Source organism: Falsiroseomonas frigidaquae (assembly GCF_012163145.1).
In the GTDB taxonomy this organism is placed as follows: domain Bacteria; phylum Pseudomonadota; class Alphaproteobacteria; order Acetobacterales; family Acetobacteraceae; genus Falsiroseomonas; species Falsiroseomonas frigidaquae.
On record NZ_JAAVTX010000008.1, the window covers coordinates 118,125 to 144,062 of the forward strand.

At 70.6% G+C, this 25,938-nt stretch carries 15 protein-coding genes; 10 read left to right on the top strand and 5 right to left on the bottom strand.

Going from position 1 to position 25,938, the window contains the following annotated elements; translation table 11 throughout:
* The 5 genes from HB662_RS25515 to HB662_RS25535 all read right to left on the bottom strand — a co-directional run bounded on the left by HB662_RS25515 (position 1) and on the right by HB662_RS25535 (position 8,163).
* Positions 1-465, bottom strand: a complete 465-nt coding sequence (locus tag HB662_RS25515; RefSeq protein WP_168054269.1) for a DoxX family protein — start codon at positions 463-465, stop codon at positions 1-3.
* Between the two features lie 68 nt (positions 466-533).
* Positions 534-1,412, bottom strand: coding sequence for an endonuclease/exonuclease/phosphatase family protein (locus HB662_RS25520; RefSeq protein WP_168054271.1), 879 nt, complete (start codon positions 1,410-1,412; stop codon positions 534-536).
* 83 nt (positions 1,413-1,495) lie between these two features.
* Entirely contained in the window at positions 1,496-2,365 is an 870-nt protein-coding gene (locus HB662_RS25525; protein WP_168054273.1) for a transglutaminase family protein, read from the bottom strand.
* Entirely contained in the window at positions 2,366-4,828 is a 2,463-nt protein-coding gene (locus HB662_RS25530; RefSeq protein ID WP_168054275.1) for a circularly permuted type 2 ATP-grasp protein, read from the bottom strand.
* A gap of 47 nt (positions 4,829-4,875) precedes the next feature.
* Positions 4,876-8,163: a transglutaminase family protein gene (locus HB662_RS25535; RefSeq protein ID WP_168054277.1), complete on the bottom strand. Its 3,288-nt coding sequence runs from the start codon at positions 8,161-8,163 to the stop codon at positions 4,876-4,878.
* Between the two features lie 143 nt (positions 8,164-8,306).
* Here HB662_RS25535 and HB662_RS25540 point away from each other — a divergent pair, with 143 nt between their 5' ends.
* The 10 genes from HB662_RS25540 to HB662_RS25585 all read left to right on the top strand — a co-directional run bounded on the left by HB662_RS25540 (position 8,307) and on the right by HB662_RS25585 (position 25,795).
* Positions 8,307-9,053 carry an SDR family oxidoreductase gene (locus HB662_RS25540; protein WP_168054279.1) on the top strand — a complete coding sequence of 249 codons (747 nt, stop codon included), beginning with the start codon at positions 8,307-8,309 and terminating at the stop codon, positions 9,051-9,053.
* Between the two features lie 87 nt (positions 9,054-9,140).
* Positions 9,141-9,893 carry an SDR family NAD(P)-dependent oxidoreductase gene (locus HB662_RS25545; protein WP_168054281.1) on the top strand — a complete coding sequence of 251 codons (753 nt, stop codon included), beginning with the start codon at positions 9,141-9,143 and terminating at the stop codon, positions 9,891-9,893.
* On the top strand, positions 9,890-10,834 hold the full coding sequence (locus HB662_RS25550) for a glucokinase (protein ID WP_168054283.1): 945 nt from the start codon (positions 9,890-9,892) through the stop codon (positions 10,832-10,834). The genes HB662_RS25545 and HB662_RS25550 overlap by 4 nt, the downstream gene beginning before the upstream one ends.
* 140 nt (positions 10,835-10,974) lie before the next feature.
* Positions 10,975-13,467: a glycogen/starch/alpha-glucan phosphorylase gene (locus tag HB662_RS25555; RefSeq protein WP_168054285.1), complete on the top strand. Its 2,493-nt coding sequence runs from the start codon at positions 10,975-10,977 to the stop codon at positions 13,465-13,467.
* Positions 13,468-13,480: 13 nt separating this feature from the next.
* Positions 13,481-15,718, top strand: coding sequence for a 1,4-alpha-glucan branching protein GlgB (gene glgB, locus HB662_RS25560; protein WP_209443476.1), 2,238 nt, complete (start codon positions 13,481-13,483; stop codon positions 15,716-15,718).
* Positions 15,702-16,973 (top strand): glucose-1-phosphate adenylyltransferase, encoded by a 1,272-nt coding sequence (gene glgC, locus HB662_RS25565; RefSeq protein WP_168054287.1) that lies wholly within the window; start codon positions 15,702-15,704, stop codon positions 16,971-16,973. The genes glgB and glgC overlap by 17 nt, the downstream gene beginning before the upstream one ends.
* A 2-nt stretch (positions 16,974-16,975) precedes the next feature.
* Positions 16,976-18,418 (top strand): glycogen synthase GlgA, encoded by a 1,443-nt coding sequence (gene glgA, locus HB662_RS25570; RefSeq protein WP_209443486.1) that lies wholly within the window; start codon positions 16,976-16,978, stop codon positions 18,416-18,418.
* Positions 18,408-22,490, top strand: coding sequence for a glycogen debranching protein GlgX (gene glgX, locus HB662_RS25575; RefSeq protein WP_168054290.1), 4,083 nt, complete (start codon positions 18,408-18,410; stop codon positions 22,488-22,490). Before glgA ends, glgX begins: the two co-directional genes overlap by 11 nt.
* Positions 22,491-22,542: 52 nt before the next feature.
* On the top strand, positions 22,543-23,643 hold the full coding sequence (locus tag HB662_RS25580) for an alpha-hydroxy acid oxidase (protein WP_168054292.1): 1,101 nt from the start codon (positions 22,543-22,545) through the stop codon (positions 23,641-23,643).
* A gap of 127 nt (positions 23,644-23,770) precedes the next feature.
* Entirely contained in the window at positions 23,771-25,795 is a 2,025-nt protein-coding gene (locus HB662_RS25585; RefSeq protein WP_168054294.1) for a hypothetical protein, read from the top strand.
* Positions 25,796-25,938: the final 143 nt, after the last annotated feature.

Below are 25,938 nucleotides of genomic sequence, written 5' to 3' on the forward strand. Positions count from 1 at the left end.
TCAGGCCGCCTGCGGCAGGAAGCGGGCGCGCAGCCAGGACAGCATCGCGAAGGCCTCGTCGCGATGCGCGAACAGCACGAACAGCGCCATGAACCAGGTAAACACCGCTTCCTTGAACAGCGTGCCGCCATCGCCGTAGGGATCGATGCCGAGCGGGCTGACCGTGTGGAAGAAGATGGCGCCCGACATGGTGCCGAGCGACAGCGCGGCGCCGATCATCCGCGTGCGCGGGATCAGCACGAAGACGGCGCAGAAGATCTCGAGGATGGCGACGAACAGCCGGAACGGCTTCTCGCCCCCCGGCGTGCCGAGCCAGTCGGACAGGATGGTGAAGAGGTGGACCGAGCCTTCATTCCCGGTCAGCTTGAACTGCTGGTACCAGGTCAGCTCATAGGCAATCCAGATCGCGGCCGGCCAGGCCAGCCATTTCAGCACGCGGTCGGTGCCGGGGGAGAGGGTCAGCATGGCGGGCGCTCCGTCGGGTGGATGCCCGCTGCTTCGCCGCTGCCCCCGTCGCCGGTTACGCGATGGTTTCAGCCCAGATCAAGATCGAGGAAGATCGGCAGGTGGTCGCTGCCCGCCGCCTCGGTGCCGATGCGGGCGGCGCGGAAGGCGGGCACCAGGGACGGGTGCAGCAGGGCGTAGTCGATCCGCGCGCCCTCCTGCCCCTTCCACTGCGCCATGGTGTAGCCGGACTGCTCGGCGTTGCCGGCCAGCACCCAGGAATCGACGAATTGGCCACGCACCGCCACCCGGCCCGGCCGGTGCGTCGCATCGCCCACGAGCATCGGGTATTCGGGGTCGGCCGGGCGCAGGTTGAAGTCGCCGAACAGGATGCAGGGCTCCGGCGGCACCGGCTCTGCCCAGCCCTCGGTCCAGTCGTCGTTGCGGCCATTGGCCCAGGCCATGCCGTCGCGCGGCGCGCTCGCCACCATCGCCTTCAGCGCCGCGATCTGCGGCATGCGCGTGCCGGGCGTCAGGTGCGACAGGTGGATGGAGTAGATGCGGAGCGGCCCGCCGGGCAGGTCGATCACCGCCTCCACCGCGCAGCGCTGCACATCCTGTTCCGCCGCCGGCGGCAGGAAGGGCAGCGGCAGGGTGCGGGTGGAGCGGATCGGGAAGCGGGAGAACACCGCATTGCCGAAGCGCCGCCGCCGGTTCACCAACCGGCCCGATTCGTCACGGAAGCTGGCATCCACATCGTAGGTGGCGCCATAGACCATGTGCCGGTCCAGGCGTTCCGCGAACCAGGCGGGCTGGTCGACGAAATCATTGCGCGCGAAGCCGGTGGCGACTTCCTGCATCGCGATCACGTCCGCTGACTCGACCTCCCGCGCGATGCGCTCCAGGTCGTAAAGGCCGTCCTGGCCCTTGCCGTATTGGATGTTGTAGCTGGCGAAACGGATCGTCACGGTTTCTGGCCCTCGGGGTTTGCCGGAAGCTGCCGCCGGAGGGCGCGCCGCGTCCAGAGTCCGAACCGTGACACTCGGCGCCGTTATTCCGCGATCAATTCCACGCCCACCGTCAGCTTCTGCCGCCCGCCGCCCAGCAGTATGCCGGTGACCGGGCTGACATCCGAGAAGTCGCGCCCCCATGCCAGCAGCAGATGCTCGTCGGAGACAACCAGGTCGTTGGTCGGGTCCAGATCCACCCAGCCATGCTGCGGGCCGAGCCAGCAGCCGACCCAGGCATGGCTCTGATCCGCCCCCTGCCTGCGCTTCTGCCCCGGCGGCGGCCGGGTGCGGACATAGCCGGAGCAGTAGCGTGCCGGCAGGCCGAGCGCGCGCAGCCCGGCGATCATCAGATGCGCGAAATCCTGGCAGACGCCGGCCCGCAGTTCCAACACCTGGGAGACAGGGGTGGAGATGGTGGTGACGCCCGCCTTGAAGGCGAAATCACGCCGGATGCGGGCGCAGAGTTCCCGCACCCCTTCCAGCACCGGCCGGCCCGGCGGGAAGGATTCGGCGGCATAGACGCCGGCGGCGCGCTCGGCCGGGGCGTGGTGGCTGGGCAGGGTGAATTCGGCGGCGTCCCAGCCTTCCGGGCTGCGCGCAGCCTCCCGCACCTGTTCCCAGGGCAGCGATTCCGCGGCCGGCGGCGGCGGCGGGAAATCCACCTCGACGCTGGCTTTCAGCGTCACCTCGAAGGCGTCATGGGTGGTGCCGATGAACAGCCAGGTGACGCCATTGCCGAAATGGTCCTGGCCATCCGTGCGATGCCCGCCTTCCGGCAGCACCTCGATCTCCGCCGCCCGCACCACCTGCCCCGGCAGCGGTCGCGGCGACAGGTGCAGAAGGTGGGAGGCAAGGTCCACCGAACGGCCATAGCGATAGGCGGTGCGGTGCCAAAGGGTGTAGCGCGTCATCTAGTCGGGCGTCCCCTCTGGCGTCCCCTCTGGCATCCCCTCTGGCATCCCGGCCTCGGCTTCGCCCAGCGAATGCGTGCGGACATGGCTGACATAGCGCCGCGCCACGGCATCCGACAGGGCCGCCGTCTCCGCTTCCAGCGCATGCAGCGCGGCCGGCAGGGCGGCGACGGCGGCATCCAGATCCGCGGCCACCAGCAGCGTATCGACCAGCGCCTGCGGCCGCGCGGCGAGCGAGGCTGCGGTGGCGGCCAGCATATCCTCTGCCCCCGCGATCTCCGCCAGCCGGTCCTTCACCGCGGCCAACTGGAAGCCCAGCGCGCGCGGGTTGCCCGGGTCCGCAAGCACCAGGTCCAGCACCGGTGCCGGCTGAACCGCCGCCAGGTAGCGGGCACGATAGGTCAGCGCGCTGTCGCACAGCTCCAGCGCCAGGCGCAGCCCGGCCTCCAGCCGCTGCGGCGGCTGGTCCAGCGCATGCGCCAGGTTGCGCGCGGTGGCCGTCGCGCGCTCGATGCGCCGGCCGAGGTCGAGGAACATCCAGGCGCCGCCGCGCACCATGTTCTCCGCCGCGATGCCGGACAGAGCGGTGCAGAAGCGGATGATGGCGGTCGCCGCCTGTGCCAGGGAATCGACGCCGCCGACGCCTGCCAGCAGCCGCGCCCGTCCCTCATGGATCAGATGCGCGAAGGCCGCCCACATGTCGTGCGTCAGCCGGTCCCGCACCGCGACCTGCGGTCGCTCCACCGCCTCCAGCAACCCGAGCAGCGCGCCGCCCGGCCCGGCGGCGGCACGCAGCGCGCGCGGCAGGGCGGTGCCATCCGCCGGGCTGGCCGCGGCCTCCGCGTCGATCAGCCCGGCGGCATGCAGGCAGCGGGCGAGCGCCTTGATCTCGGCGATCTCCCGCGGCATCGCCGCGCCGCGCAGCAGGCGCGACAGCAGCGCGCGCATCAGCCGCGCCGCGGCATCCAGCCGTTCGACATAGCGGCCGAGCCAATACAGATCATCCGCCACCCGGCTCGGCAGGTCGCCGGAGGCGCGCTGGATGGTCAGCGCCCCGACGCGCGGGGCGGAGGGGCCGACGATGTCGTGCGCATCCTCCGCCATCACCCAGACATCCTTGGCGGAGCCGCGCCGCGCCGGCGGACCCGCGATGGCGCCGCTGCCCTCCAGCACATGCGCCAGGCCGCCGGGCATGGCGCGCCATTCGCCGGCGGCGTCGCGCATCAGGAACATCCGCAGCACCACCGGGGCTGGCTCCAGCGCCTCGCCGGCCAGTTGCGGCGCGGCGGAGGGCGCCATCGGGCGGGTCGCGGCGAACATCCAGGGGGCCGCGCTGCCGCGCTCGGAGAACGCCTCCAGCGCACCCAGCGGCGGCACCTGGCCCTGTTCGAAGGCGGAGCGCAGGCGCCAGGATTCGGGCGCGGACTGCACCACATCCCGCGCCGCCGGGTCGCCCATCCACAGCGTCTCCAGCCCCTCCAGCGCCAGCGTCTCATCCAGCAGCAGCCGGGCGCAGGCGGGCAGATAGGGCGCGGCGCCGGGCATCTCGGCAAGCATGGAACCGGGCGCATTCACCAGCCGCACCGCGCCATCGCGCAGGGTCCGCATCAGGCCGGGTACGCCGGTGCCGGCGTCGAACTCCAGCGGGTCCGACATCTCGCCCTTGATGCGGCGCAGGATGACATCGACGCGCTTCAGGCCGCGCAGGGTCTTCAGGAAGACCTCGCCGTCGCGTACCGTCAGGTCGCCGGTCTCGACCAGTTCCAGGCCGAGCTCGCGGGACAGGAACAGGTGCTCCAGCCAGGTCTCCTGCTTGGCACCGGGCGTCAGCAAGGCGAGGCGCGGATTGTCAACGCCTTCCGGCGCCAGGGCCTGCAGCGCATCGCTCCAGCCATCGAAGAACGGCCGCAGGCTGCGGACCTGCACCGCGCGAAACGCCTCCGGCAGCACCCGGGCCAGCAGGTTGCGGTTCTCGGCGGCGAAGCCCACGCCATTGGCGCCGCCGGTACGGTCCGCCAGCACCCGCCAGGCGCCATCCGGCCCGCGCAGCAGGTCCGCGCCATAGAAGGTCAGCCGCGGGAACGGCACGCGGGCGGGCGCCCGGCAGGGGCGCAGGAAATGCGGATTGCCGAAGACCAGCGTCGCCGGCAGCGCGCCTACCGACAGCAGGCGTTGCGGGCCGTACAGGTCCTCCAGCATCGCCGCCATCAGCCGGGCGCGCTGCGCCAAGCCGGATTCGAGCGTGGCGAATTCCGCGGCGGACAGGATCAGCGGCACCGGGTCGCAGCGCCAGGGGCGGCGGGTGCGGGTGGCGGAATCCGCCAGCACGGTCGCCACCCCCTCCTCCTCGAAGGCGCGGTCGAGGCGGTGGGCGCGTTCCGATACAGCAGCGTAGCCGAGCGAGGAGAAGGCGCCGAGCAGCCCGCGCCAATGCGGCCGCACCTGGCCGCGGCCGTCCACCATCTCATCCAGTTGCGGTGGGGCGTGGTCCCCGTGGGCCGGTGCGTCGGTCAGGTGTGGCGCCTCAGGTCCAGGGTCCGCGGGGTGGCGCGGGAAGCTAGCACGCGCGGCGCCGGCATGGCGCCCGGCGTGTGGCCGAAGGCGAAGAACAGCGCGCGGCGTCGCGCCTCGGCCTCGTTCGCATTGACCGGGAAGCTCTGGTAGTTGCGGCCACCCGGATGCGCGACATGGTGCTGGCAGCCGCCCAGGCTGCGCCCGCTCCAGCTATCCCAGACATCGAAGGTCAAGGGCGGCTGGGCGCGCACCGTGGGATGCAGGGCGGAGGGCGGGTTCCACGCCTTGAAGCGGATGCCGGCGACGTATTCACCCTCCGTGCCCGTCGGCGTCAGCGGCACTGCCGCGCCGTTGCAGGCCAGCACGAAGCGCTCCTCCACCCAGCCGGTGACGCGCGCCTGCAGCCGTTCCACGCTGCTGTCGACGTAGCGCGTGGTGCCACCGGCAGCGGATTCCTCGCCCAGCACATGCCAGGGCTCCAGCGCGTTGCGGAGTTCCAGTTCCATGCCGCGCACCGCGACGGCGCCGACCTTGGGGAAGCGGAACTCGAAATGCGGCTCGAACCATTCGGCCTGGACCGGGAAGCCGAGTGCCTGCACCTCCTCGATGACCTCAGAAAAGTCCTGGCGGGCGTGGTGGTGCAGCATGAAGTCGTCATGCAGCCGCGTGCCCCACTTGATCAGGCGCCGTTCATAGGGCCGCTGCCAGAAGCCGGCGACCAAAGCGCGCAGCAGCAATTGCTGGGCGAGCGACATGCGCCAATGCGGCTGCATCTCGAAGCCGCGGAATTCCACCAGGCCGAGCCGTCCGCCGGCGCGGCCCGGGTCGTACATCTTGTCGATGCAGAATTCGGTGCGGTGGGTGTTGCCCGTCATGTCCACCAGCAGGTTGCGGAAGATGCGATCGGTCAGCCAGGGCGGAACCTGGGTGCCGCCAAGGGGATCGAATTTGGGAACCTGCGCCAAGGCGGTTTCCAACTCGTGAACCGCATCGCCACGCGCCTCATCCACCCGCGGATGCTGGCTGGTCGGGCCGATGAACAGCCCGCTGAACAGGTAGGAGAGCGAGGGGTGGTTGTGCCAGAAGCCGACCAGCGACTTCAGCAGGTCCGGCCGCCGCAGGAAGGGGCTGTCCGTCGGCGTTGCCGCGCCCATCACCATGTGGTTGCCGCCGCCGGTGCCGACATGGCGGCCGTCCAGCATGAATTTCTCGGCTGCCAGCCCGATCTGGCGGGCTTCCTCATACAGCGTCTCGGTCCGCGCGCCGGTCTCGGCCCAGCTTGCGGAGGGGTGGATGTTGACCTCGATCACGCCCGGGTCGGGGGTGACGGAGAAATTCAGCAGGCGCGGATCGTGCGGCGGCAGGTAGCCTTCCAGGAACACGCGGCGCCCGGTCTCCCGCGCCGTGGCCTCGATGGCGGCGACCAGGTCGAGCCAGTCCTGCACTACGGCCAGCGGCGGCAGGAAGATGTGCAGCAGGCCGCCGCGCGGTTCGACGCAGAGCGCGGTGCGGACCACGCCCGGTTCCTCCCTGCCCGGCTCCGGCACCGGCTGCTCCACCACGCGGCCGCGCGCGGGGCCTTCGCGGCGGGGTTGCAGCGGTTCGCGGCGGGCAAAGGGGTCGGGCTCCGGCTCGGCCTCGATGCTGTCCTCGGAGGCCCAGGGCAGGCTGTCCAGCGGCAGCCGGAAGCCGATCGGGCTGTCGCCCGGCACCAGCAGCAATTCGCCGTCGCGGAACGACCAGCGGCCGGATTCCCAGGCGCGATCCGCCCCCACCCCGGCGCGGCGCAGCGGCAGCACGCTTCCCACCTCTGCCGCCAGCCCCTGGCCGAACAGCCGCGCCAGGCGGGCGCGTTCCAGCGGGTCCTTCAGCTTGGCATCCTCGGCCACGACATTGGCCGGGAGCATCTTTTCCTTCCACAGATAGTAGTGGACATCCTCCCGCGCCGGCATCCGCAGCGCGGCGTCGATGCCCAGCCGCGCGGCCAGTGCGGCCGCGAAGGCGGCGGCATCGGCGGGCGTCGCGTCGCCGGTATCGTCATCCGAGGCGAGCAGCGCGGGGTCCGTCCAGACCGGCTCGCCATCCGCGCGCCAGTGGCAATGCAGGCCCCAGCGCGGCAGCGGCTCGCCCGGGTACCATTTGCCCTGGGCGTAGGTCAGCGCGGCACCCGGCGCCCAGAGCGGCTGCAGGCGGCGCAACAACCGGCCGGCCAGCTTGCGCTTGGTCGGGCCGAGCGCGTCGGTGTTCCACTCCGCCGCGTCGCGATCCGCCTCCGCCACGAAGGTCGGCTCGCCGCCCACGGTCAGCCGCACGTCGCCGGCGGTCAGCGCCTGGTCCACGGTGGACCCCAGCGCCATGATCCGCGCCCAATCCTCCTCGGTGTACGGCTTGGTGACGCGCGGGGATTGCGCGACGCGGCGGACTTCCATGTGGAAGCCGAATTCCGTCTCCGCCTCATCCACCCCGCCGGTGATCGCCGCGGCGGAAGCCGGTTCCGGCGTCGCCGCCAGCGGGATGTGCCCCTCGCCCGCCAGCAGGCCGGAGGTGGGGTCGAGGCCGATCCAGCCGGCGCCGGGCACATAGACCTCGCACCAGGCGTGCAGGTCGGTGAAATCGGACGAGGCGCCGACCGGGCCGGTGACCGACTTCACATCCGGCACCAGCTGGATCAGGTAGCCCGAGACGAAGCGCGCGGCGAAGCCCAGGTGCCGCAGGATCTGCACCAGCAGCCAGCCCGAGTCGCGGCAGGAGCCCTTGCGGTTCGCCAGCACTTCCTCCGGCGTCCAGACGCCGGGCTCCATCCGGACGATGTAGCCGATCTCGGTGGAGAGCTTCTGGTTGAGGTCCACCACGTAGTTCACCGTGCTCGGTGCCTCGCGGGGGATATCCTTCAGATAGGCCTCGAGCAGCGGGCCGGGCGCCGAGACGCGGCGGAACGGGGCGAGTTCCTGGGCCAGCACCGGGTCGTAGGTGAAGGGGAAGCTCTCCGCCTCCGGCTCCACGAAGAAGTCGAAGGGGTTGATCGTGGCCATGTCGGCCAGCAGGTCCACCGTGACGACGAACTCGCGGACCCGTTCGGGGAACACCACGCGGGCGATGAAATTGCCCTGCGGGTCCTGCACCCAGTTGAGGAAATGCGGCTTCGGCGAGATGTCCAGCGAATAGGACAGGATCGGCGTGCGGCAATGCGGCGCCGGCCGCAACCTGATCAACTGCGGCGACATGCCGACCAGGCGATCGTAGCTGTAGCTGGTGCGATGGGTGAGCGCGGCGTGGATGCTCATGGGGCGTGGGGGTCCGGCCGGGATTTCGTTAAATGCTATCCCATCGGAATGGAGGGCGCCGCAAGGCCGAGGATGCCCTCGGGTGGACAGGACCGGCCCTGCCGCTCCAACCTGCCGTACAGATCGGCTTTGAGGGAACGAGAATGGCACAAAAATATGCACTGGTGACGGGGGCCGGGTCCGGCGTCGGCCGCGCCGCCTCCCTCGCACTGGCCGAGGATGGCTGGACCGTCGCCCTGCTCGGCCGCCGCCGCGACGCGCTGGAGGAAACGGCGGGTCTGTGCCAGGGCGGCCAGACCCTGGTGGTGCCGGCCGATGTGACGGACCCGGCGCAGATCGACGCCGCCTTCGCGACGCTCGCAAAAGAGTTCGGCCGGCTGGACCTGCTGTTCAACAATGCCGGCAACAACGTCCCCGGCACGCCGTTCGAGGAGCTGACGGCGGAACAGTGGTTCAAGGTGGTGAACGTCAACCTGAACGGCGTGTTCCTCTGCGCCCATGCCGCCTTCCGCATGATGGCGAAGCAGGACCCGATGGGCGGTCGCATCATCAACAATGGCTCGATCAGCGCGCATGCGCCGCGGCCGGGCAGCGCGCCCTATACCGCCACCAAGCACGCCGTCACCGGGCTGACCAAATCGATGAACCTCGATGGCCGCCGCTTCGATATCGCGGTCGGCCAGATCGACATCGGCAATGCCGCGACGCCGATGGCCGAACGCATGGCGAAGGGCGTGCCGCAGGCGGATTGGTCGATCAAGGCGGAGCCGCTGATGAAAGTGGACCATGTCGGCCGCGCCGTGGCGCAGATGGCCGCCTGGCCGTTGGAGACCAATGTGCTGACCATGACCATCATGGCCAGCAAGATGCCCTTCGTCGGTCGTGGTTAGAGGGGGCAGGCCCATGCGATCGCTGGAGGGCGCAGGCGCCCGCAGGGCAACGAGCACCGGAAGCGTGAATCGCATGGGAGAAAACGCATGAACAAGCTCGACCTGCATGGCCGCGTCGCCGTCGTCACCGGCGGCGCACGCGGCATCGGCCTGGCCGTCGCACGCCGCATGATCCAGTCCGGCGCCGCCGTCTCGATCTGGGACGCGGACCCGGCCAAGGCGGAGGAAAGCCGCGCGGCGCTCGCCGCCGACGGCACCGTCACGGCGGAGGTGCTGGACCTGACCGATGAACTCGCGGTGGCCGAGGCCACGGCGAAGACGATCAAGGCCCATGGCAAGGTGGATATCCTGGTCAACAACGCGGGCATCACCGGCGGCAACATGCCGGTGGCGGAAATCCCCGTCGCGCAGTGGCGCCGCGTGGTGGAGGTGAACCTGACGGCGCCGTTCCTGGTCTGCCAGGCGCTGGTGCCGCATCTGGTGGCGAATGGCTGGGGCCGCGTGGTGAATGTCGCCTCGGTCGCGGGGAAGGAGGGCAATCCCAACGCCGCGCACTACTCCGCCAGCAAGGCCGGCTTGATCGGGCTGACCAAGTCGCTGGCGAAGGAGCTGGCGACGAAGAACGTGCTCGTGAACTGCGTCACCCCCGCCGCGGCCAAGACCGATATTTTCAATCAGATGACGGAGGCCCATATCGCCTTCATGCTTTCCAAGATCCCCATGGGCCGTTTCGTCGAGGTGGAGGAGATCGCCGCCCTGATCTGCTGGCTCTCGACGCCCGATTGTTCCTTCTCCACCGGCGGCGTGTTCGATATCAGCGGCGGGCGCGCCACCTATTGAGCGCGTTGCTGGCTGATATCGGCGGCACCAATGCGCGCTTCGCATTGTGGCAGAATGGGCAGGTCACCGATCCGGTGATCCTGCCAGTGGCGGGCCATGCCACCGCCGAGGACGCGATTGCGGAGGCGCTGCGGCGCCTCGCGCCCGCCACGCCACCGGACAGCGCCGTATTGGCGCTCGCCGGGCCGGTGCTGGTGGAGCCGGTGCGGCTGACCAATGCCGATTGGGCGCTGTCCAGCACCGCCATCGCGGAGCGCTTCGGCATGCGGCGCGTACGGCTGGTCAATGATTTCCTCGCGCTGGCGCATTCGCTGCCGCATCTCGGGCAGGATGACCTGCACCGCATCGGTGGCGGCAAGGCGGTGGCGGAGGCGCCGATGCTGGTGGTCGGCCCTGGCACCGGCCTCGGCGCCGCCGGCCTGGTGCCGGCACCCTCCGGCCCGGTCGCGGTGCCGACCGAGGGTGGCCATATCGGCCTGGCCGGCGAGACGGCGCGGGAGGATGCGGTGATCGGCGCATTGCGCGCCCGCTGCGGCCGGGCGGGGGCGGAGGAAGCGCTCTCCGGCCGCGGGCTGGTCAATTTGCACGCCATCGTCGCCGATCTGCAGGGCGTGGCGGCGCCGCCACGCGATGCCGCCGCCATCGTCGCGGCCGCCGGGAAATGCCCGGTGGCGGATGAGGCGCTGGCGCATTTCCTGGCCTTCCTGGCGGGCTATGCCGGCGACATGGCGCTGGCCTGGGGCGCGCGCGGCGGCGTCTTCATCGCCGGCGGCATCCTGCCGCGGCTGCTGCCGATGCTCGACGCAACCCGCTTCCGTGAACAATTCGAGGCCAAGCCGCCAATGCGGCACTGGATGGCCGATGTTCCGCTGGCGGTGGTGACGCACCCTGCCCCGGCCTTCCTGGGCCTGGCCGCCATCGCGCGGTTCAGCGCGGATTAACACCCGCCGTCTGCAACTGGCAGGCGAAAGCGGGTGCTCGTTTTTCATTTGGCGGCTCCCGCGAATTGCTGCAAAGCAGCGTCGTTGACGCGATCGTGCCAACGCCGCGCGATCACGCCTGCTCAAGGAGCCGAGACCCGATGGATACCCCGACGACGCCAAGCCTCGCCGCCGCGCCACCTCGGTTGCCGGCCGACGATGCCGCCGCGCTGCGCGAGACCATCCTGCACAAGCTGACCTACGACCTGGGCAAGAGCCGGCTCGGCGCGCGGGACCGCGACTGGTTCATCGCCACGGCCCTGGCGGTGCGGGACCGGATCGTCGATCGCTGGATCGACCTGACGCGGGCCACCTACCAGTCCGGCGCGAAGCAGGTGTACTACCTGAGCCTGGAATTCCTCATCGGCCGGCTGCTGCGTGACAATGTCTGCAACCTGGGCCTGGTCGGCGCCATCCGCGATGCGCTGGAACCGCTTGGCGTGGACCCGGAGAAGCTGCGGATCGCGGAGCCCGACGCGGCGCTCGGCAATGGTGGCCTCGGCCGGCTCGCGGCCTGCTTCATGGAGAGCATGGCCTCGCTCGGCATTCCCGCCTTCGGATACGGCATCCGCTATGACCATGGCCTGTTCCGGCAGATCATCCGCGATGGCTGGCAGCATGAATTCCCCGAGGACTGGCTGAATTTCGGCAACCCCTGGGAGTTCGCCCGGCCCGAAATCTCCCACACCATCGGCTTCGGCGGCGTGGTGGAGGCGGTGACCGTCTCCGAGGCGCGGGTGAAGCATGTCTGGAAGCCGGGCGAGACCGTGCAGGCGGTGGCCTACGACACCCCCATAGTCGGCTGGCGCGGCGCGCATGTGAACACGCTGCGGCTCTGGTCGGCGCGCGCCACGGATGCGCTGAAGCTGGAGGCGTTCAACTCCGGCGACCATGTCGGCGCCTTGAGCGAGAAGGTGCGGGCGGAGAGCATCTCCAAGCTGCTCTATCCCTCGGATGAAAGTCCCGCGGGGCAGGAATTACGGCTGCGGCAGGAATACTTCTTCTCCTCCGCCGCGCTGCAGGATCTGGTCCGCCGCCACATGCGCGTCTACGGCGACATCCGGTCCCTGCCCGATCGCGTGGCGATCCAGCTGAATGACACGCACCCGGCCATCGTCGTTGCGGAACTTTTGCGTATCCTGGTCGATCTGCATGACATCGCATGGGACGAGGCCTGGGACATCACGCGCCGCACGATCAGCTACACCAACCACACCTTGCTGCCCGAGGCGCTGGAAAGCTGGCCGGTTCCCCTGATGGAGCGGCTGCTGCCGCGCCACATGCAGTTGATCTACCTGATCAACGCCTTCCACCTGGATGAGGTGCGCGGCAAGAATCCGGATGACGGGCGGCTGCTTTCCTCTGTCTCCCTGATCGAGGAAGGGCATGGGCGGCGCGTGCGCATGGGGCATCTGGCGGTGGTCGGCTCGCACAAGGTCAACGGCGTCTCCGCGCTGCATTCGGACCTGCTGAAGCAGACCGTCTTCGCCGATTTCCACCACCTGTTCCCCGGGCGGCTGACCAACAAGACCAATGGAATAACCTTCCGGCGCTGGCTGCAGCAGTGCAATCCGGGCCTGACCGGCCTGCTGGTGGAAGCCTGCGGGGCGGAAGTGCTGGACAACCCGGCGGCGCTGGAGAAGCTGCGGCCGCTGGCCGCCGATGCCGGCTTCCAGCAGAAATTCGCCGCCGTGAAGCGCGCCAACAAGCAGGCGCTGGCCGCCCTGGTGCGGGACCAGTACCAGCTCAAGATCGACCCGGACGCGCTGTTCGACGTGCAGATCAAGCGCATTCACGAATACAAGCGGCAGCTGCTGAACGTTATCGAGGCGGTCGCGTTGTATGACGAGATCCGCAGCCAGCCGACCAAGAACTGGACCCCCCGAGTCAAGATCTTCGCCGGCAAGGCGGCGAGCAGCTACCATCGGGCGAAGCTGATCATCAAGCTGGCACATGACGTGGCCCGCGTGGTGAACAGCGACCCGACGGTGCGCAACCTTCTGAAGGTGGTGTTCCTGCCGAACTACAATGTTTCCCTGGCCGAGATCATCGTGCCCGCCGCCGACCTGTCCGAGCAGATCAGCACCGCGGGCATGGAGGCATCCGGCACCGGCAACATGAAGCTGGCCCTGAACGGCGCGCTGACCATCGGCACGCTGGACGGCGCCAATGTCGAGATCAAGGAACATGTCGGCGACGACAACATCTTCATCTTCGGCCTGACGACGGAGCAGGTGGCGAAGCACCGCGCCGAGGGTATCCAGGGCGCGGCCGCCATCGCGAAGTCGCGCCGGCTGCAGGAAGCGCTGGAGCAGATCGAGGCCGGCGTCTTCTCGCCGGACGACCCGACCCGCTACCGCGACCTGGTCGCGTCGCTGCGTGCCTCCGACTACTTCCTGGTGACCGCCGATTTCGACAGCTACTTCGACGCGCAGCGCAGCGTCGATGAGCGCTGGCGCAATCCGGCCGCATGGTGGAAATCCGCCGTGCTCAACACCGCCAATGTCGGCTGGTTCTCCTCCGACCGCACCATCGCGGAGTATGCGGAGGAGATCTGGAACGTCCCCGTCAAACGAAGCCCTGCCCACGGATGAAGGTGAAGCGCCGATGATGGAAGCCTGGCAGATGCCGACGGCCGAGCTTGAGGCGCTGCGAAACGCCCGCCATGGCGACCCCTTCGCCTGGCTGGGGCCGCATGAGGTGGCGGGTGGGCTTGTCCTGCGCGCCTTCGTGCCGGATGCGGCGCGGCTGTTCGTGCTGCCGGCGGATGGCGGGCCGCCCATCCGCCTCGACCAGCGCGACAGCGCCGGCATCTTCGAGGGGCTGCTGCCGAAGCGCCGCCTGCCCTTCGGCTATCGCCTGCGGGCCGAGAATGATGGCGGCACCTGGGAGCTGGAGGACCCGTTCCGCTTCGGCGCCACGCTGGGGCCGCTGGACGACCACCTGTTGGTCGAGGGTACGCATCGGCGCCTGCATGAACGCCTCGGCGCGCATGTGGTGGTGCATGAGGCTGTGCACGGCACGCGCTTCGCCGTCTGGGCGCCGAATGCGAAGCGGGTTTCCGTGGTCGGCGATTTCAACGCCTGGGACGGCCGCCGCCACCCAATGCGCAAGCGCGTCGATAGCGGCTTGTGGGAGATCTTCATCCCCGGCCTCGGCGCCGGCGCCGCCTATAAATACGAGATCCTCGGCGCGGACGGCGAGGTGCAGCCGCTGAAGGCGGACCCCTTCGGCCGCGCTGCGCAGCTTCGCCCGGCCACCGCATCCGTGGTGCAGGATGACGCCGCTTTCCCCTGGCAGGATTCCGATTTCCTGGCGCGCCGGGAAGACCGGCAATCGGCCCGCGCGCCGATCACGATTTACGAAGTCCACGCCCCGTCCTGGCGCCGCCACCCGGATGGCCGCTTCTATTCCTGGGACGATCTGATCGTCGCCATGGTGCCCTATGTCGCCTGGATGGGTTTTTCCCACATCGAGCTGATGCCGGTGATGGAGCATCCGCTGGATGAAAGCTGGGGCTACCAGCCGATCGGGCTGCATGCCCCCACCGCCCGCATGGGCGACCCGGCGGGCCTCAAGCGCTTCATCGCGGCCTGCCACGCGCATGACCTTGGCGTGATCCTGGACTGGGTGCCGGCGCATTTCCCGCAGGACAAGCACGGGCTGATCCGCTTCGACGGCCACGCGCTGTATGAACACCCCGATCCGAAGCGCGGCTTCCACAAGGGCTGGGGCACGGCGACCTTCGATTTCGGACGTCGTGAGGTGGCCGGCTTCCTCGCCTCCAACGCGCTATACTGGACACAGGAATTCCACGCCGACGGGCTGCGCGTGGATGCCGTCTCCACCATGGTGCATCTCGACCACGGCCGCGCCGCCGGCGACTGGATTCCGAACGAGGAGGGCGGCACCGAGAACCACGAGGCCGTTGCGTTCTTGCGCCAGGTCAATGCGCTGGTTGCGGAAGAAGCGCCCGGTGCCGCCGTGTTCGCGGAAGAAGCGACCTCCTGGCCCGGTGTCACGCATGCAGCCGATGAAGGCGGGCTCGGCTTCCAGTTCAAGTGGAACATGGGCTGGATGAACGACACGCTGCGCTACATCGCGCTCGACCCGCTGCACCGCCGCTGGCACCATAATCTGGTGACCTTCGGCATGGTGTATGCCTTCTCCGAAAATTTCGTCCTGCCGCTGAGCCATGACGAGGTGGTGCATGGCAAGGGCTCGCTGCTCGGCCGGCTGCCGGGCGATGACTGGCAGCGCTTCGCGACGCTGCGCGCGTATTACGGTTTCATGTACGGGCACCCCGGCAAGAAGCTGCTGTTCATGGGCGACGAGCTCGCACAGTGGCGCGAATGGTCCGAGGCGCGTGAGCTGGATTGGTGGCTGCTGCAATTCGCCCCCCACCAGGGCGTGCAGAACCTGGTGCGCGAGCTCAACCAGCTTTACCGCGAGACGCCGGCCCTGCACGCAAGGGATGCGGAGCCGGAGGGATTCCGCTGGATCGACGCCGATGACGCGGAGCATTCCGTGTTCAGCTGGCTGCGAATGGATGGCGAAGGTGGAAAACCCGTTGCGGTGTTGTGCAACCTGACGCCCGTTCCGCGGTTTCATCTTCGCTTCGGTCTGCCGCAGGCAGGCGTGTGGCGCGAGATTCTGAATACCGATGCGACCGGTTTCGGCGGTTCGGGCATGGGTAATCTGGGTCGCGTGGTGGCGGAAAAGCTGCCCGCGCACGGGTTTCCCGCGTCCGCCGTGGTGGTGTTGCCTCCGCTGGCCACCATCTATCTGATGCCGGAGAGTATCGAGAACGAAATAGAGGGAGAAGACCATGACGAACAGCCGTAGCCAGGCCTCTGCGCCCCTGGCCCGTACTGCCATGGCCTTCGTCCTGGCAGGCGGCCGGGGTAGCCGCCTGATGGAATTGACGGATCGCCGTGCCAAGCCCGCCGTGTTCTTCGGCGGCAAGTCGCGCATCATCGACTTCGCCCTGTCGAATGCGATCAATTCCGGTATCCGCCGCGTCGCGGTGGCGACCCAGTACAAGGCCCACAGCCTGATCCGCCACCTGCAGCGGGGCTGGAACTTCCTGCGTCCGGAGCGCAACGAGACCTTCGACATCCTGCCGGCCAGCCAGCGCGGCGACGGGCAGAACTGGTACCTCGGCACCGCGGACGCGGTGTACCAGAACATAGATATCATCGAGGATCTGGCGCCGCGCCACATGGTCATCCTGGCGGGAGACCACGTCTACAAGCAGGATTACGAGCACATGCTGCAGCAGCATGTCGAATCCGGCGCCGACGTGACGGTGGGCTGCATCGCCGTGCCGCGCATGGAAGCGACCGCCTTCGGCGTGATGCATGTGGACACCAACGCCAACATCGTGGCCTTCCTGGAGAAGCCGAAGGATCCGCCCGGCATTCCCGGGCGGGAAGACCTGGCGCTGGCCTCCATGGGCATCTACGTGTTCGAGACGAAGTTCCTGTTCGAACAGCTTCGCCGCGATGCCGCGGACCCGGACAGCCAGCGTGACTTCGGCCACAACATCATCCCCTACCTGGTCAAGCACGGTAAGGCGGTGGCGCATCGCTTCGAACGCTCCTGCGTCCGATCCAGCCAGGAAGCCGTGCCGTATTGGCGCGACGCAGGCACCATCGACGCCTATTGGGAAGCCAATATCGACCTGACGGACGTGGTCCCGGGCCTCGACCTGTTCGATCGCGACTGGCCGATCTGGACCTACGCCGAAGTCGTGCCGCCGGCGAAGTTCGTGCATGACACGGAAGGCCGTCGTGGCGAGGCGATCGCCTCCCTCGTCTCGGGCGGCTGTATCGTCTCCGGCGGCAGCGCGCGGCGTTCCTTGCTCTGCACCGGGGTGCATCTGCATTCCTACACCAAGGTCGATGGCGGCGTGCTGCTGCCTTACGTGGACGTCGCCCGCGGGGCACGGCTGACCAATGTCGTGGTCGATCGCGGCGTGCGGATCCCGGAAGGCATGGTGATCGGCGAGGACCCGATCGAGGACGCGAAGCGCTTCAGGCGTACGGAGAAGGGCATCTGCCTGGTCACCCAGGCAATGCTCGACAAGATCGAGGCATGAGCCTGCGCGTCCTCTCCGTCGCCTCCGAATGCGTGCCGCTGGTGAAGACCGGGGGGCTGGCGGATGTGGTGGGCGCATTGCCCTCCGCCCTCGGCGCGCTGGGTGTGCGCGTCACCACCTTGCTGCCGGGCTATCCGGCGGTGATGGCGGCGATGGGCGGCGGGCGGGCGCTGCGGAGGATCGACGACCTGTTCGGCGGCCCCGCCCGGCTGCAGCGTGGCGAGGTGGCGGGGATGGACATCATCGCCATCGACGCGCCGCACCTGTTCGGCCGCACCGGCAACCCGTATCTGTCGCCGCAGGGCGGCGAATGGGCGGATAACGGCGTGCGCTTCGCGGCGCTCGGCGCCATGGCATCCCTGGTCGCCACCGGCGGCATCCGCAGCCTGAACTTCGACGTGGTGCATGCGCACGACTGGCAGGCGGGCCTGGCGCCCGCCTATCTGCGCTACGCGCCGAAGCGCGTGCCCTCCGTGTTCACGGTGCACAACCTGGCCTTCCAGGGGAAATTCCCGCTCGCCCTGTTCCCGCTGCTCGGCCTGCCGGCGCAGGCGCTGGCGGTGGAGGGGGTTGAGTATTTCGGCACCACCGGCTTCCTGAAGGCGGGGCTCTGGTACGCAGACCGCATCACCACCGTCTCCCCAACCTATGCGGCGGAAATCCGCACGCCGGAGATGGGCATGGGGCTGGACGGGCTGCTGCGCGGCCGGGCCGGCGCTGTCTCCGGCATCCTCAACGGGATCGACCAGGCCGCCTGGGACCCGTCCAAGGACAAGCTGCTGCCGGCCAATTTCAGCGCCACCCAGCCGAAGCCCCGCGCCATCAACAAGGCGGCGCTGCAACGCCGGCTGGGCCTGGATGAGGACCCGGACGCGCTGCTGTTCGGCTTCGTCGGCCGGCTGACCTGGCAGAAGGGCGTCGACCTGATCCTCGGCGCGCTCGGCACCATGCTGGGTCAGGGCGCGCAGCTTGCCGTGCTCGGCACCGGCGACCCGGAACTGGAAGCCGCCTGCCGTGCCGCTGCCTGGGCCAATCCGGGCCGCGTCGGTCACGAGATCGGCTATGACGAGGCCCTCGCCCGGCAGATATATGCCGGCTCCGACGTGATCCTGGTGCCGAGCCGCTTCGAGCCCTGCGGCCTCGCCCAGCTTTGCGCGCTGCGCTACGGCGCCCTGCCGCTGGTCGCGCATGTCGGGGGATTGTCGGACAGCGTGATCGACGCGAATGAGATGGCGCTGGCGGAAGGTCAGGGCACCGGGCTGCATTTCTCCCCGGTGACGCGGGAGATGCTGGAGGCCGCGGTGCTGCGGACGGCCGGCCTGTGGCGGGACAAGCGCGTCTTCGCCAAGCTGCAGGCCAATGCCTTGCGCTGCGACGTGTCCTGGACCCGATCCGCCGCGCGCTATGCGGCGCTCTACAAGGATGCGGTTGCGCATGCGCGCTAGCGCGGCGACGGGGTCTCCCGAGCCGCTGGGCGCCAGGCTCGACAGCCAGGGCGCCAACTTCGCCTTCCCGGCACCGGATGCCGTGGCGCTGTCCGTCTGCATCTTCGACGCGCAGGACCGGGAAGTTGCACGCATCCGCCTGCCCGGCCGCACCGGCGATGTGCATCATGGCCATGTCGGCGGCCTCGCCCCCGGCACGCGCTACGGGCTGCGGGCGGAGGGGCCCTGGCAGCCCTGGCGCGGCCACCGCTTCAACCCGCACAAGCTGCTGGTGGACCCCTGGGCCACGGCGCTCGACCGGCCCTTCGCGCTGCACCCCAGCCTGTTCGACACGGGCGAATCGCCGGATGCGGCGGACAGCGCGCCGCATCTGCCGAAGGCGATCCTGACGGCGTTGCTGCCTGCACGGCCCGGCCGCGCGCCAACTGGCCCGCAGGTGATCTACGAGCTGCATGTGAAGGGCTTCTCCCAGGCAAACCAGGCGGTGCCCGAGGCGCTGCGCGGTACCTTCGCCGGCCTCGGTCATGCCGCCAGCGTGGCGCATCTGAAGCGCCTTGGCGTGACCATGGTGGAACTGCTGCCGGCCGCTGCCTGGGTGGATGAACGCCATCTGCCGCCGCTCGGCCTGACCAACTACTGGGGCTACAACCCGGTGGCGCTGCTGGCGCCCGATCCGCGGCTTGCGCCTGGCGGCATGGCGGAGGTGCGGGCAGCGATCGATGCGCTGCACGAGGCCGGCATCGCCGTGGTGCAGGATGTGGTGTTCAACCACACTGGAGAGGGCGATGAGCTTGGCCCGACCCTGTCGCTGCGCGGCCTCGGCAACGCCGCCTTCCATCGCCTGCTGCCGGATGATGGCCGCCGCTACGCCAACGATGCCGGCTGCGGCAACACGCTCGCCCTGGATCGCCCCTGGCCGCTGCGGCTGGTGATGGACGGCTTCCGCCATTGGGCGGAACAGGCCGGGCTGGACGGCTTCCGGCTGGATCTCGCGACCACGCTCGGCCGGCGCGAAGCCGGCTTCGACCCGCATGCGCCGCTGCTGCAGGCGATGCGCCAGGACCCCGTGCTGCGCAACCTGACCATCATTGCAGAGCCCTGGGACATCGGCGCGGAAGGCTACCAGCTCGGTCGCTTCCCCGCCGGCTGGGGCGAGTGGAACGACCGCTTCCGCGACGACATCCGCCGTTTCTGGCGCGGCGACACCGGGCGCGTTGGCGCGCTGGCAACCAGGCTGGCCGGGTCGGCCGATATCTTCGTGGCCCGCCCGCTGTCGGACAGCGTGAACTTCGTCACGGCGCATGACGGCTTCACCCTCGCCGATCTGGTCAGCTACGCCCACAAGGCCAACCACGCCAACGGCGAGGACAACCGCGACGGCACCGGGGACAACACCTCCTGGAACTGCGGCGCGGAGGGGCCGACGGACGACCCGGCGATCCTGGCCCGCCGCCAGCGGGACATGCGCGCACTGCTGGCCACGCTGCTGCTGGCGCGCGGCACGCCGATGCTGGCGATGGGCGACGAGGCCGGGCGCAGCCAGGGCGGCAACAACAACGCCTACGCGCAGGACACGGCGCAAAGCTGGATGGACTGGGCCGGACTGGATACCGGCCTTTGCGACTTCACCGCCCGGCTCGTGGCCGCCCGCCTGGCGCATCCGGCGCTGCACGCGACAGCCAAGCTGACCGGCCTGCCGGATGCGGAGGGCCTGGCCGATGTGGTGTGGCTCCGCCCGGATGGCGCGCCGATGCAGCCGGAGGATTGGCACGACCATGCCCGCCAATCCCTCGGTGCCCTGCTGCATGCGGCGGGGGATCGCTGCCTGCTGCTGCTGAATGCCGGCGCGGCGCAGCCCCTGGCGCTGCCGGAACCACGCCCGAACCACCGCTGGCGCCTGCTGGCCGACAGCGCCAACCCTGCCGCGACAATTCTGCCGGAAGCCCTGCCCGAGCGCGCCGTCCTGCTGCTGGCCGAGGAACGTTTGGCGCGTGGCGCGGTTGAGATGGGCATGGAAGACCAATCACTTGCACGGCTGGCGCGTGCCGCCGGCATCGACACCGAATGGCACCCGATCTCCGGCCCGCGCAGCATGGTGCCAGCCAGCACGCTGCGCGCCCTGCTCGGCGCGCTCGGGCTGCCGGCGGAGAATGCGGCGGCGATCCGCGGCAGCCTGGATGCGCTCTCGGCGCCGCCCGCCTTGCCCACCTCCCTCACCCATCGCGGCTCCACGCCGCCGCTGGTGCCGCTGCCCCTGTCCGACCGGCCGGTGATGCTGCGTCTCGAAGCCGAGGATGGCAGCACGCAGCGCATCCCCGTCCCGCCGGAGGCGGGCAGTACGCAGCGCCTGGCGCTGCCGGATGGCCGCGCCGCGGCGCAGCGGATGGTGGCGCTGCCGAAGCTGCCGCCCGGTCGCCACCGCCTGTTCGACGAGGCAGCGCCCGACCGCGCCTGCCTGCTGACCGTCGCGCCGGCCCGCTGCCATCTGCCGCCAGCGCTGGAAGGCGGCGGCCGGGGCTTCGGGCTTTCGGCGCAGATCTACGGGCTGCGCGGCGCGCGCGACCAGGGCATCGGCGATTTCTCAGCCGTCGCGGAATTCGCCCGCATGGCGCAGGCCGAAGGGGCGATTGTGGCGGGGCTGAGCCCGCCACATGCGCTGTTCCCTACGGATCGCACCCGCGCCAGCCCCTACCACCCCTCCGACCGCCGCTTCCTCGACCCGATCTTCATCGACGTGACGGCGCTGCCGGGCGTGGGCGACCTGTCCGCCCTGAGGGAGGCGGCGCCGGTCTTCGAGGCGCTGGCGGCCCGCGAATCGGTGGACCATGCGGCTGTCTGGCAGGCCAAGCGCGCCGTGCTGCTGGCGGCTTGGCGCGCCCTGGGCGCGGAGCCGCCAGGCCTCGCCGCGTTCCGCCAGGCGGGCGGCGCGGCGCTGGAGCATTTCTGCACTTTCATCGCCATCGCCGACCGCATCGGCCACAGCGATTCCCGCGCCTGGCCGCAAGGCTTGCGCCATGGCGAGGATGCCGGGCTGGCCGCCTTCCGCACCGAACATGCGGATGCCATCGGCTTCGCCGCCTTCCAGCAATGGGTGGCGGATACCCAGCTTGCCGAGGCCGGCCGCGCCGGGGCGGGGCTGTATCGCGACCTCGCCGTGGGCGCCGCGCCGGATGGGGCGGAGATCTGGTCCGGCGACAGCCGCTTCCTACCCGGCTTCTCCGTGGGTGCGCCGCCCGATCCCTTCGCGCTGGACGGCCAGGTCTGGGGCCTGCCACCGCCCGACCCGCGGCACGGCGCCGCCCACGGCCACGCCCCCTTCGCCCGGCTGATCCGCGCCAACATGCGCCACGCGGCGGCGCTGCGGGTGGACCATGTGCTGGGTCTGAAGCGCCTGTTCCTGGTGCCGGACGGTGCCAAGGGCTCCGAGGGCACCTACCTCGCCCAGCCCTTCGAGGATCTGCTGGGCCAGCTCGCCCTGGAGAGCCTGCAGGCGAAATGCCTGGTGGTCGGGGAGGATCTGGGCACGGTGCCGGAGGGCATCGGCGAGGCGCTGCGATCGGCCGATGTGCTGTCGTACCGCGTGCTGTGGTTCGAGCGGCATGGCCCCCGCTTCACCGCACCCGACCACTGGCCCGCCCGCGCCGCCGCCTGCGTCTCCACGCATGACCTGGCGACGCTGGAAGGCTTCTGGACCGGCGCCGACATCGCCGAACGCGCCGAACTTGGCCTGCTGCCGGATGTGGCGGCGGCAAGGGCGGAGCGTGCGGCGGACCGCGCGGCGCTGCTGGACGCGCTGCTGGAACAGGGGCTGCTGCCGCCCGATTGCACGGCGGATGGCCCGATGACGGATGAACTGGCCGCCGCGATCCACGGCTTCGTGGCGAGCACGCCCTCCGCCCTGCTGCTGGCCCAGGCGGAGGATCTGGCCGGCGAGACCCAGGCGGTGAACCTGCCGGGCACGGACCGGGAGCGTCCGAACTGGCGCCGCCGCCTGCCGGTGTCGGTCGCCGCGCTGGCCGCCCTGCCGCGCGCGCAGGCGATCCTCGCCAATCTGAGGCAGGCCCGGGGGTAGGAAGCGCCCGCCCGGCGGGGCACACTGCACCGCCAATACCAAGGGGTGGGATATGTCGACGGAAGCACAGGAACAGTTCCAGACGCTGCATGAGCTGGTGAAGGCGGCCAAGATCCGCCTCAACGCCAATATCTGGGACTACCTGGTCGGCGCGACCGAGACCGAGACCACCATGCTGCGCAACCGCGCCGCGCTGGATGCCTGGGCCTTCCGGCCGCGCGTGCTGCGCGATGTCAGCGCGGTGGACAGCAGCGGCGATTTCCTCGGCAAGCGGCGCATCCGGCTGCCGGTGGCCCTCGCCCCGGTCGGATCGCTGGACAGTTTCGATCCAGGCGGCGCCGCCACCGCGGGCCGCGCGGCGGCGGAATTCGGCGTGCCGATCATCGTCAGCAGCGTGACGGAGCCGGGGCTGGAAGGCTCGGCGCAGGCGAATCCGGATGGCGCCAAGGTCTTTCAGCTTTACGTCCGCGGCGGCTTCGACTTCATCGACGAACACATCCGCCGCGCCATGGATGCGGGCTACGACGCCTTCGCCATCACCGTGGACACCGCCCATTACAGCCGCCGCGAACGGGACATCGCCAAGCGTTTCGTGAAGCACTGGCGCGCCCGATCCTCCGGCATGAACTACCAGGCCGCCCTGTCCTGGGCCGATATCGCCAAGGTGCGGGAGGCGCATCCGAAGGTGACGCTCATCCTGAAGGGCATCGGCACCGGGGAGGATGCGGAGATCGCGGTCCAGCACGGGATCGAGGTGGTCTATGTCTCGAACCATGGCGGCCGCCAGCTCGACCACGGCCGCGGTTCGCTCGCCGTGCTGCCGGAGGTGGTGCAGGCCGTCTCCGGCCGTGCCCGGGTCTGGATGGATGGCGGCATCAGCCGCGGCTCAGACCTGGTGAAGGCGGTGGCGCTGGGCGCGGAGGTGGTGGGCCTCGGGCGGCTGTACTGCTACGGCCTGGCCGCGGCGGGGCAGGATGGCGTGCGGCGCGTGCTGCAATTGCTGGAGGATGAGGTGCAGACCTGCCTCGGCCTGCTCGGCGCCAACAGCTTCGCGGCGGTGGAGAAATCCATGCTGCACCAGGTCGCCCCGGTAGTGCCGCCGCATGTCCATTCCGCCTTCCCGCTGCTCGCGCATCCCGAACGCGGCTACTGAATCGGTGCGCGCAGCGGATGGCTTGCCCGCTGCGCGAGGTGGGTGGAATATCCACCCACCCTGGCCCGCCGCAGCGGCGCCACCGTCTGCGCCGGGGGCCTCGCAGCATCCGAACCACCGAGGACCCGTGCGAGCCAAACTCCCCCTCCTGCGCCACGCCAGCCGCGCCGCCCTGGCCATCGCCCTGATCGCGGGCGGGGTGGAGGCAGCGGCGCAGCCGCGCGGACGAGCGCCCGCCGCCGAACCCATCCCCCTGCCGCCGCCGCCGGCGCCGGTGGAGCCGCAGTTGCAGGCCCCCGCGCCAGCGACCCCGCCGGTCGCCGCACCCGCCCCGGCCATCGCAGCACCGCGCGCCGCCACGGAGGCGCCGCCGCTGGAGCGACGCATCGCCCTGGCCGAGATCGACCTGCCGACCGGCCTGGGCTTCGATGCCGCCGGCGCCGAGGCGACCTTCCCACTACCACGCGGCGTTGCCGACCTGGCGGGCCGGCTGGCGCTGGAATTCGAGCTTTCCGCCCCCTTCCCCGGCCGCCATGCCATCGAGCTGCGCGCCAATGGCCGGCTGCTGGCCAGCCAGCCCTTCCCGCCCGGCAGCACCCGGCTGACGGTCGACCTGCCGCTGCCCGAGGCAGCGCTCGCAGGGCCCGACGGGCAGCTCCGGCTCGGACTGCGCCTGCTGGGCGACACCGGCTCGGCCAGCGCCACGCTGCTGCCCGAAAGCCACCTGGCATTGCTGCTGCCGGAACCGGGGCAGCTTTCCGTCGCCGCCCTGTTCGGATTGCTGCCGCACACCACCCAGGTTCTGCTGCGCCCCGGCCCGATCAGCGCGGCAGAGGCCGCGGCGGCGCTGCGCATCGGCCTCGCCCTGGCCGCGACGGGGCGGCAGGCGAGCATCGCCAGCGCCCCGCCCGGCCAGGCCCTGCCAGGCCCCGGCGGCGCCCGCCTGTGGGAAACCGGCGCCGTGCTGGTCGGCCAGGGGGCGGAGGCCGCGCAGGTGCGGCTGATGAACGGGCTGCCGGTGCTGAGCCTCGGCGGCGCGGCGCCGGAACGCCTGGCGCGGCTGCTGGACAGCCCCTGGCGCGGCCTGGCGCTGGCGGAGAGCCTGAGCGGCGGCGCGACCGGCCCCACAGCCTCCGAGGCCCCGCCGCCACCCGGCTCCCTGCCCTTCGCCGCCCTGCGCGGCAGCCTGGCGCCGCAGGAGACGGCGCGCGCCGCCTGGAGCCTGGGCTTCACCACCCGCGACCTGCCGCTCGGCGCGCGGGTCGAGGCGCTGGAGGTACTGCTGCGCGCCGCGCCTGACCCTGCCGGGGTACGGGGCGTGGCCACGCTGCTGCTGAACGAGGTCATCCTCGGCACCACCACCCTGACCGCCGAGGGCCAGGGCCGCATCATGGTGCCGGTCCCGCCCCGGGCGCTGGCCGCTGAGAACCGCATCGAGGTGGTGCTGCAGCGCGCCGCGGCCAGTGGCCCGGCGCAGCTGCTGCCCGGCAGCCAGCTCCGCCTCGCCCCCGCCGGCGGCCAGCCCCGCGACTTCCTCGGCCTGCCGGCGGCCTTCGGCGCGGGGCTGGAGGTGCTGGTGGATGCGCCGGGGGGCGTACTGGTGGCGGAAGGCCTGAACCCGTTGCTGTGGGTGCTGCGGGCCGTGGTGCCCGCGGCAGCGCCGCTGCGCGTGACCCTGGCCGAACCCGGCACCCCCGCCACCCCCGGCGGCCCCTTCGTCGCCGCCACCTTCGAGCCGCCTGCCGACAGCGACCCGGTGCTGCGCTTCGATGCCGGGCGCATCCTGCTGTCCAACCGCGCCGGCCGGCCGGTGCTGGACCTGGGCGGCGTGGAACGGGCGGTCGCGGTGCAGATCCTGACCGCCGGCGGGCAACCTGGCCTGTGGCTGCGGCCGATCGGCCCCCCGCCCCTGCTGCCGGCGGCGGCGCCGCGGCTGGACCAGGGCGATGTCGCATTGCTGGATGGGCAGGGCGTGGCGCTGGCCTGGTCCAGCGGGCCCGGTCCGCAATTGCGGGTGGATTACCCCGATGCGGCGGCCCCGGTGGCCTGGATGCCGCTTCTGATGGCCTGGCGGCCCTGGCTGGTCGGGGTCCTGTGGCTGTGCGGCTTCATCCTCGTGGTCTACGCCTTCCTGCGGCCACGGCGGAGCTGACGCGGCCGCCTATCACATCCCCGAGAGCCCGATGCCCCGGCGGGCCGCGCTGCCTGCGCCGGCCTGCCACTGCGCCACGCCGTGACGCTTCAGCAACATAGGGCGGGCAGCATGCCCGCTGCGGGGCCCGCCATGGCATCATG

Coding starts and splice junctions, on each gene's coding strand:
- HB662_RS25515 (WP_168054269.1), bottom strand. CDS start 465: ATGCTGACCCTCTCCCCCGGCACCGACCGCGTGCTGAAATGGCTGGCC.
- HB662_RS25525 (WP_168054273.1), bottom strand. CDS start 2,365: ATGACGCGCTACACCCTTTGGCACCGCACCGCCTATCGCTATGGCCGT.
- HB662_RS25530 (WP_168054275.1), bottom strand. CDS start 4,828: ATGGTGGACGGCCGCGGCCAGGTGCGGCCGCATTGGCGCGGGCTGCTC.
- HB662_RS25535 (WP_168054277.1), bottom strand. CDS start 8,163: ATGAGCATCCACGCCGCGCTCACCCATCGCACCAGCTACAGCTACGAT.
- HB662_RS25540 (WP_168054279.1), top strand. CDS start 8,307: ATGGCACAAAAATATGCACTGGTGACGGGGGCCGGGTCCGGCGTCGGC.
- HB662_RS25545 (WP_168054281.1), top strand. CDS start 9,141: ATGAACAAGCTCGACCTGCATGGCCGCGTCGCCGTCGTCACCGGCGGC.
- HB662_RS25555 (WP_168054285.1), top strand. CDS start 10,975: ATGGATACCCCGACGACGCCAAGCCTCGCCGCCGCGCCACCTCGGTTG.
- glgB (WP_209443476.1), top strand. CDS start 13,481: ATGATGGAAGCCTGGCAGATGCCGACGGCCGAGCTTGAGGCGCTGCGA.
- glgC (WP_168054287.1), top strand. CDS start 15,702: ATGACGAACAGCCGTAGCCAGGCCTCTGCGCCCCTGGCCCGTACTGCC.
- glgX (WP_168054290.1), top strand. CDS start 18,408: ATGCGCGCTAGCGCGGCGACGGGGTCTCCCGAGCCGCTGGGCGCCAGG.
- HB662_RS25580 (WP_168054292.1), top strand. CDS start 22,543: ATGTCGACGGAAGCACAGGAACAGTTCCAGACGCTGCATGAGCTGGTG.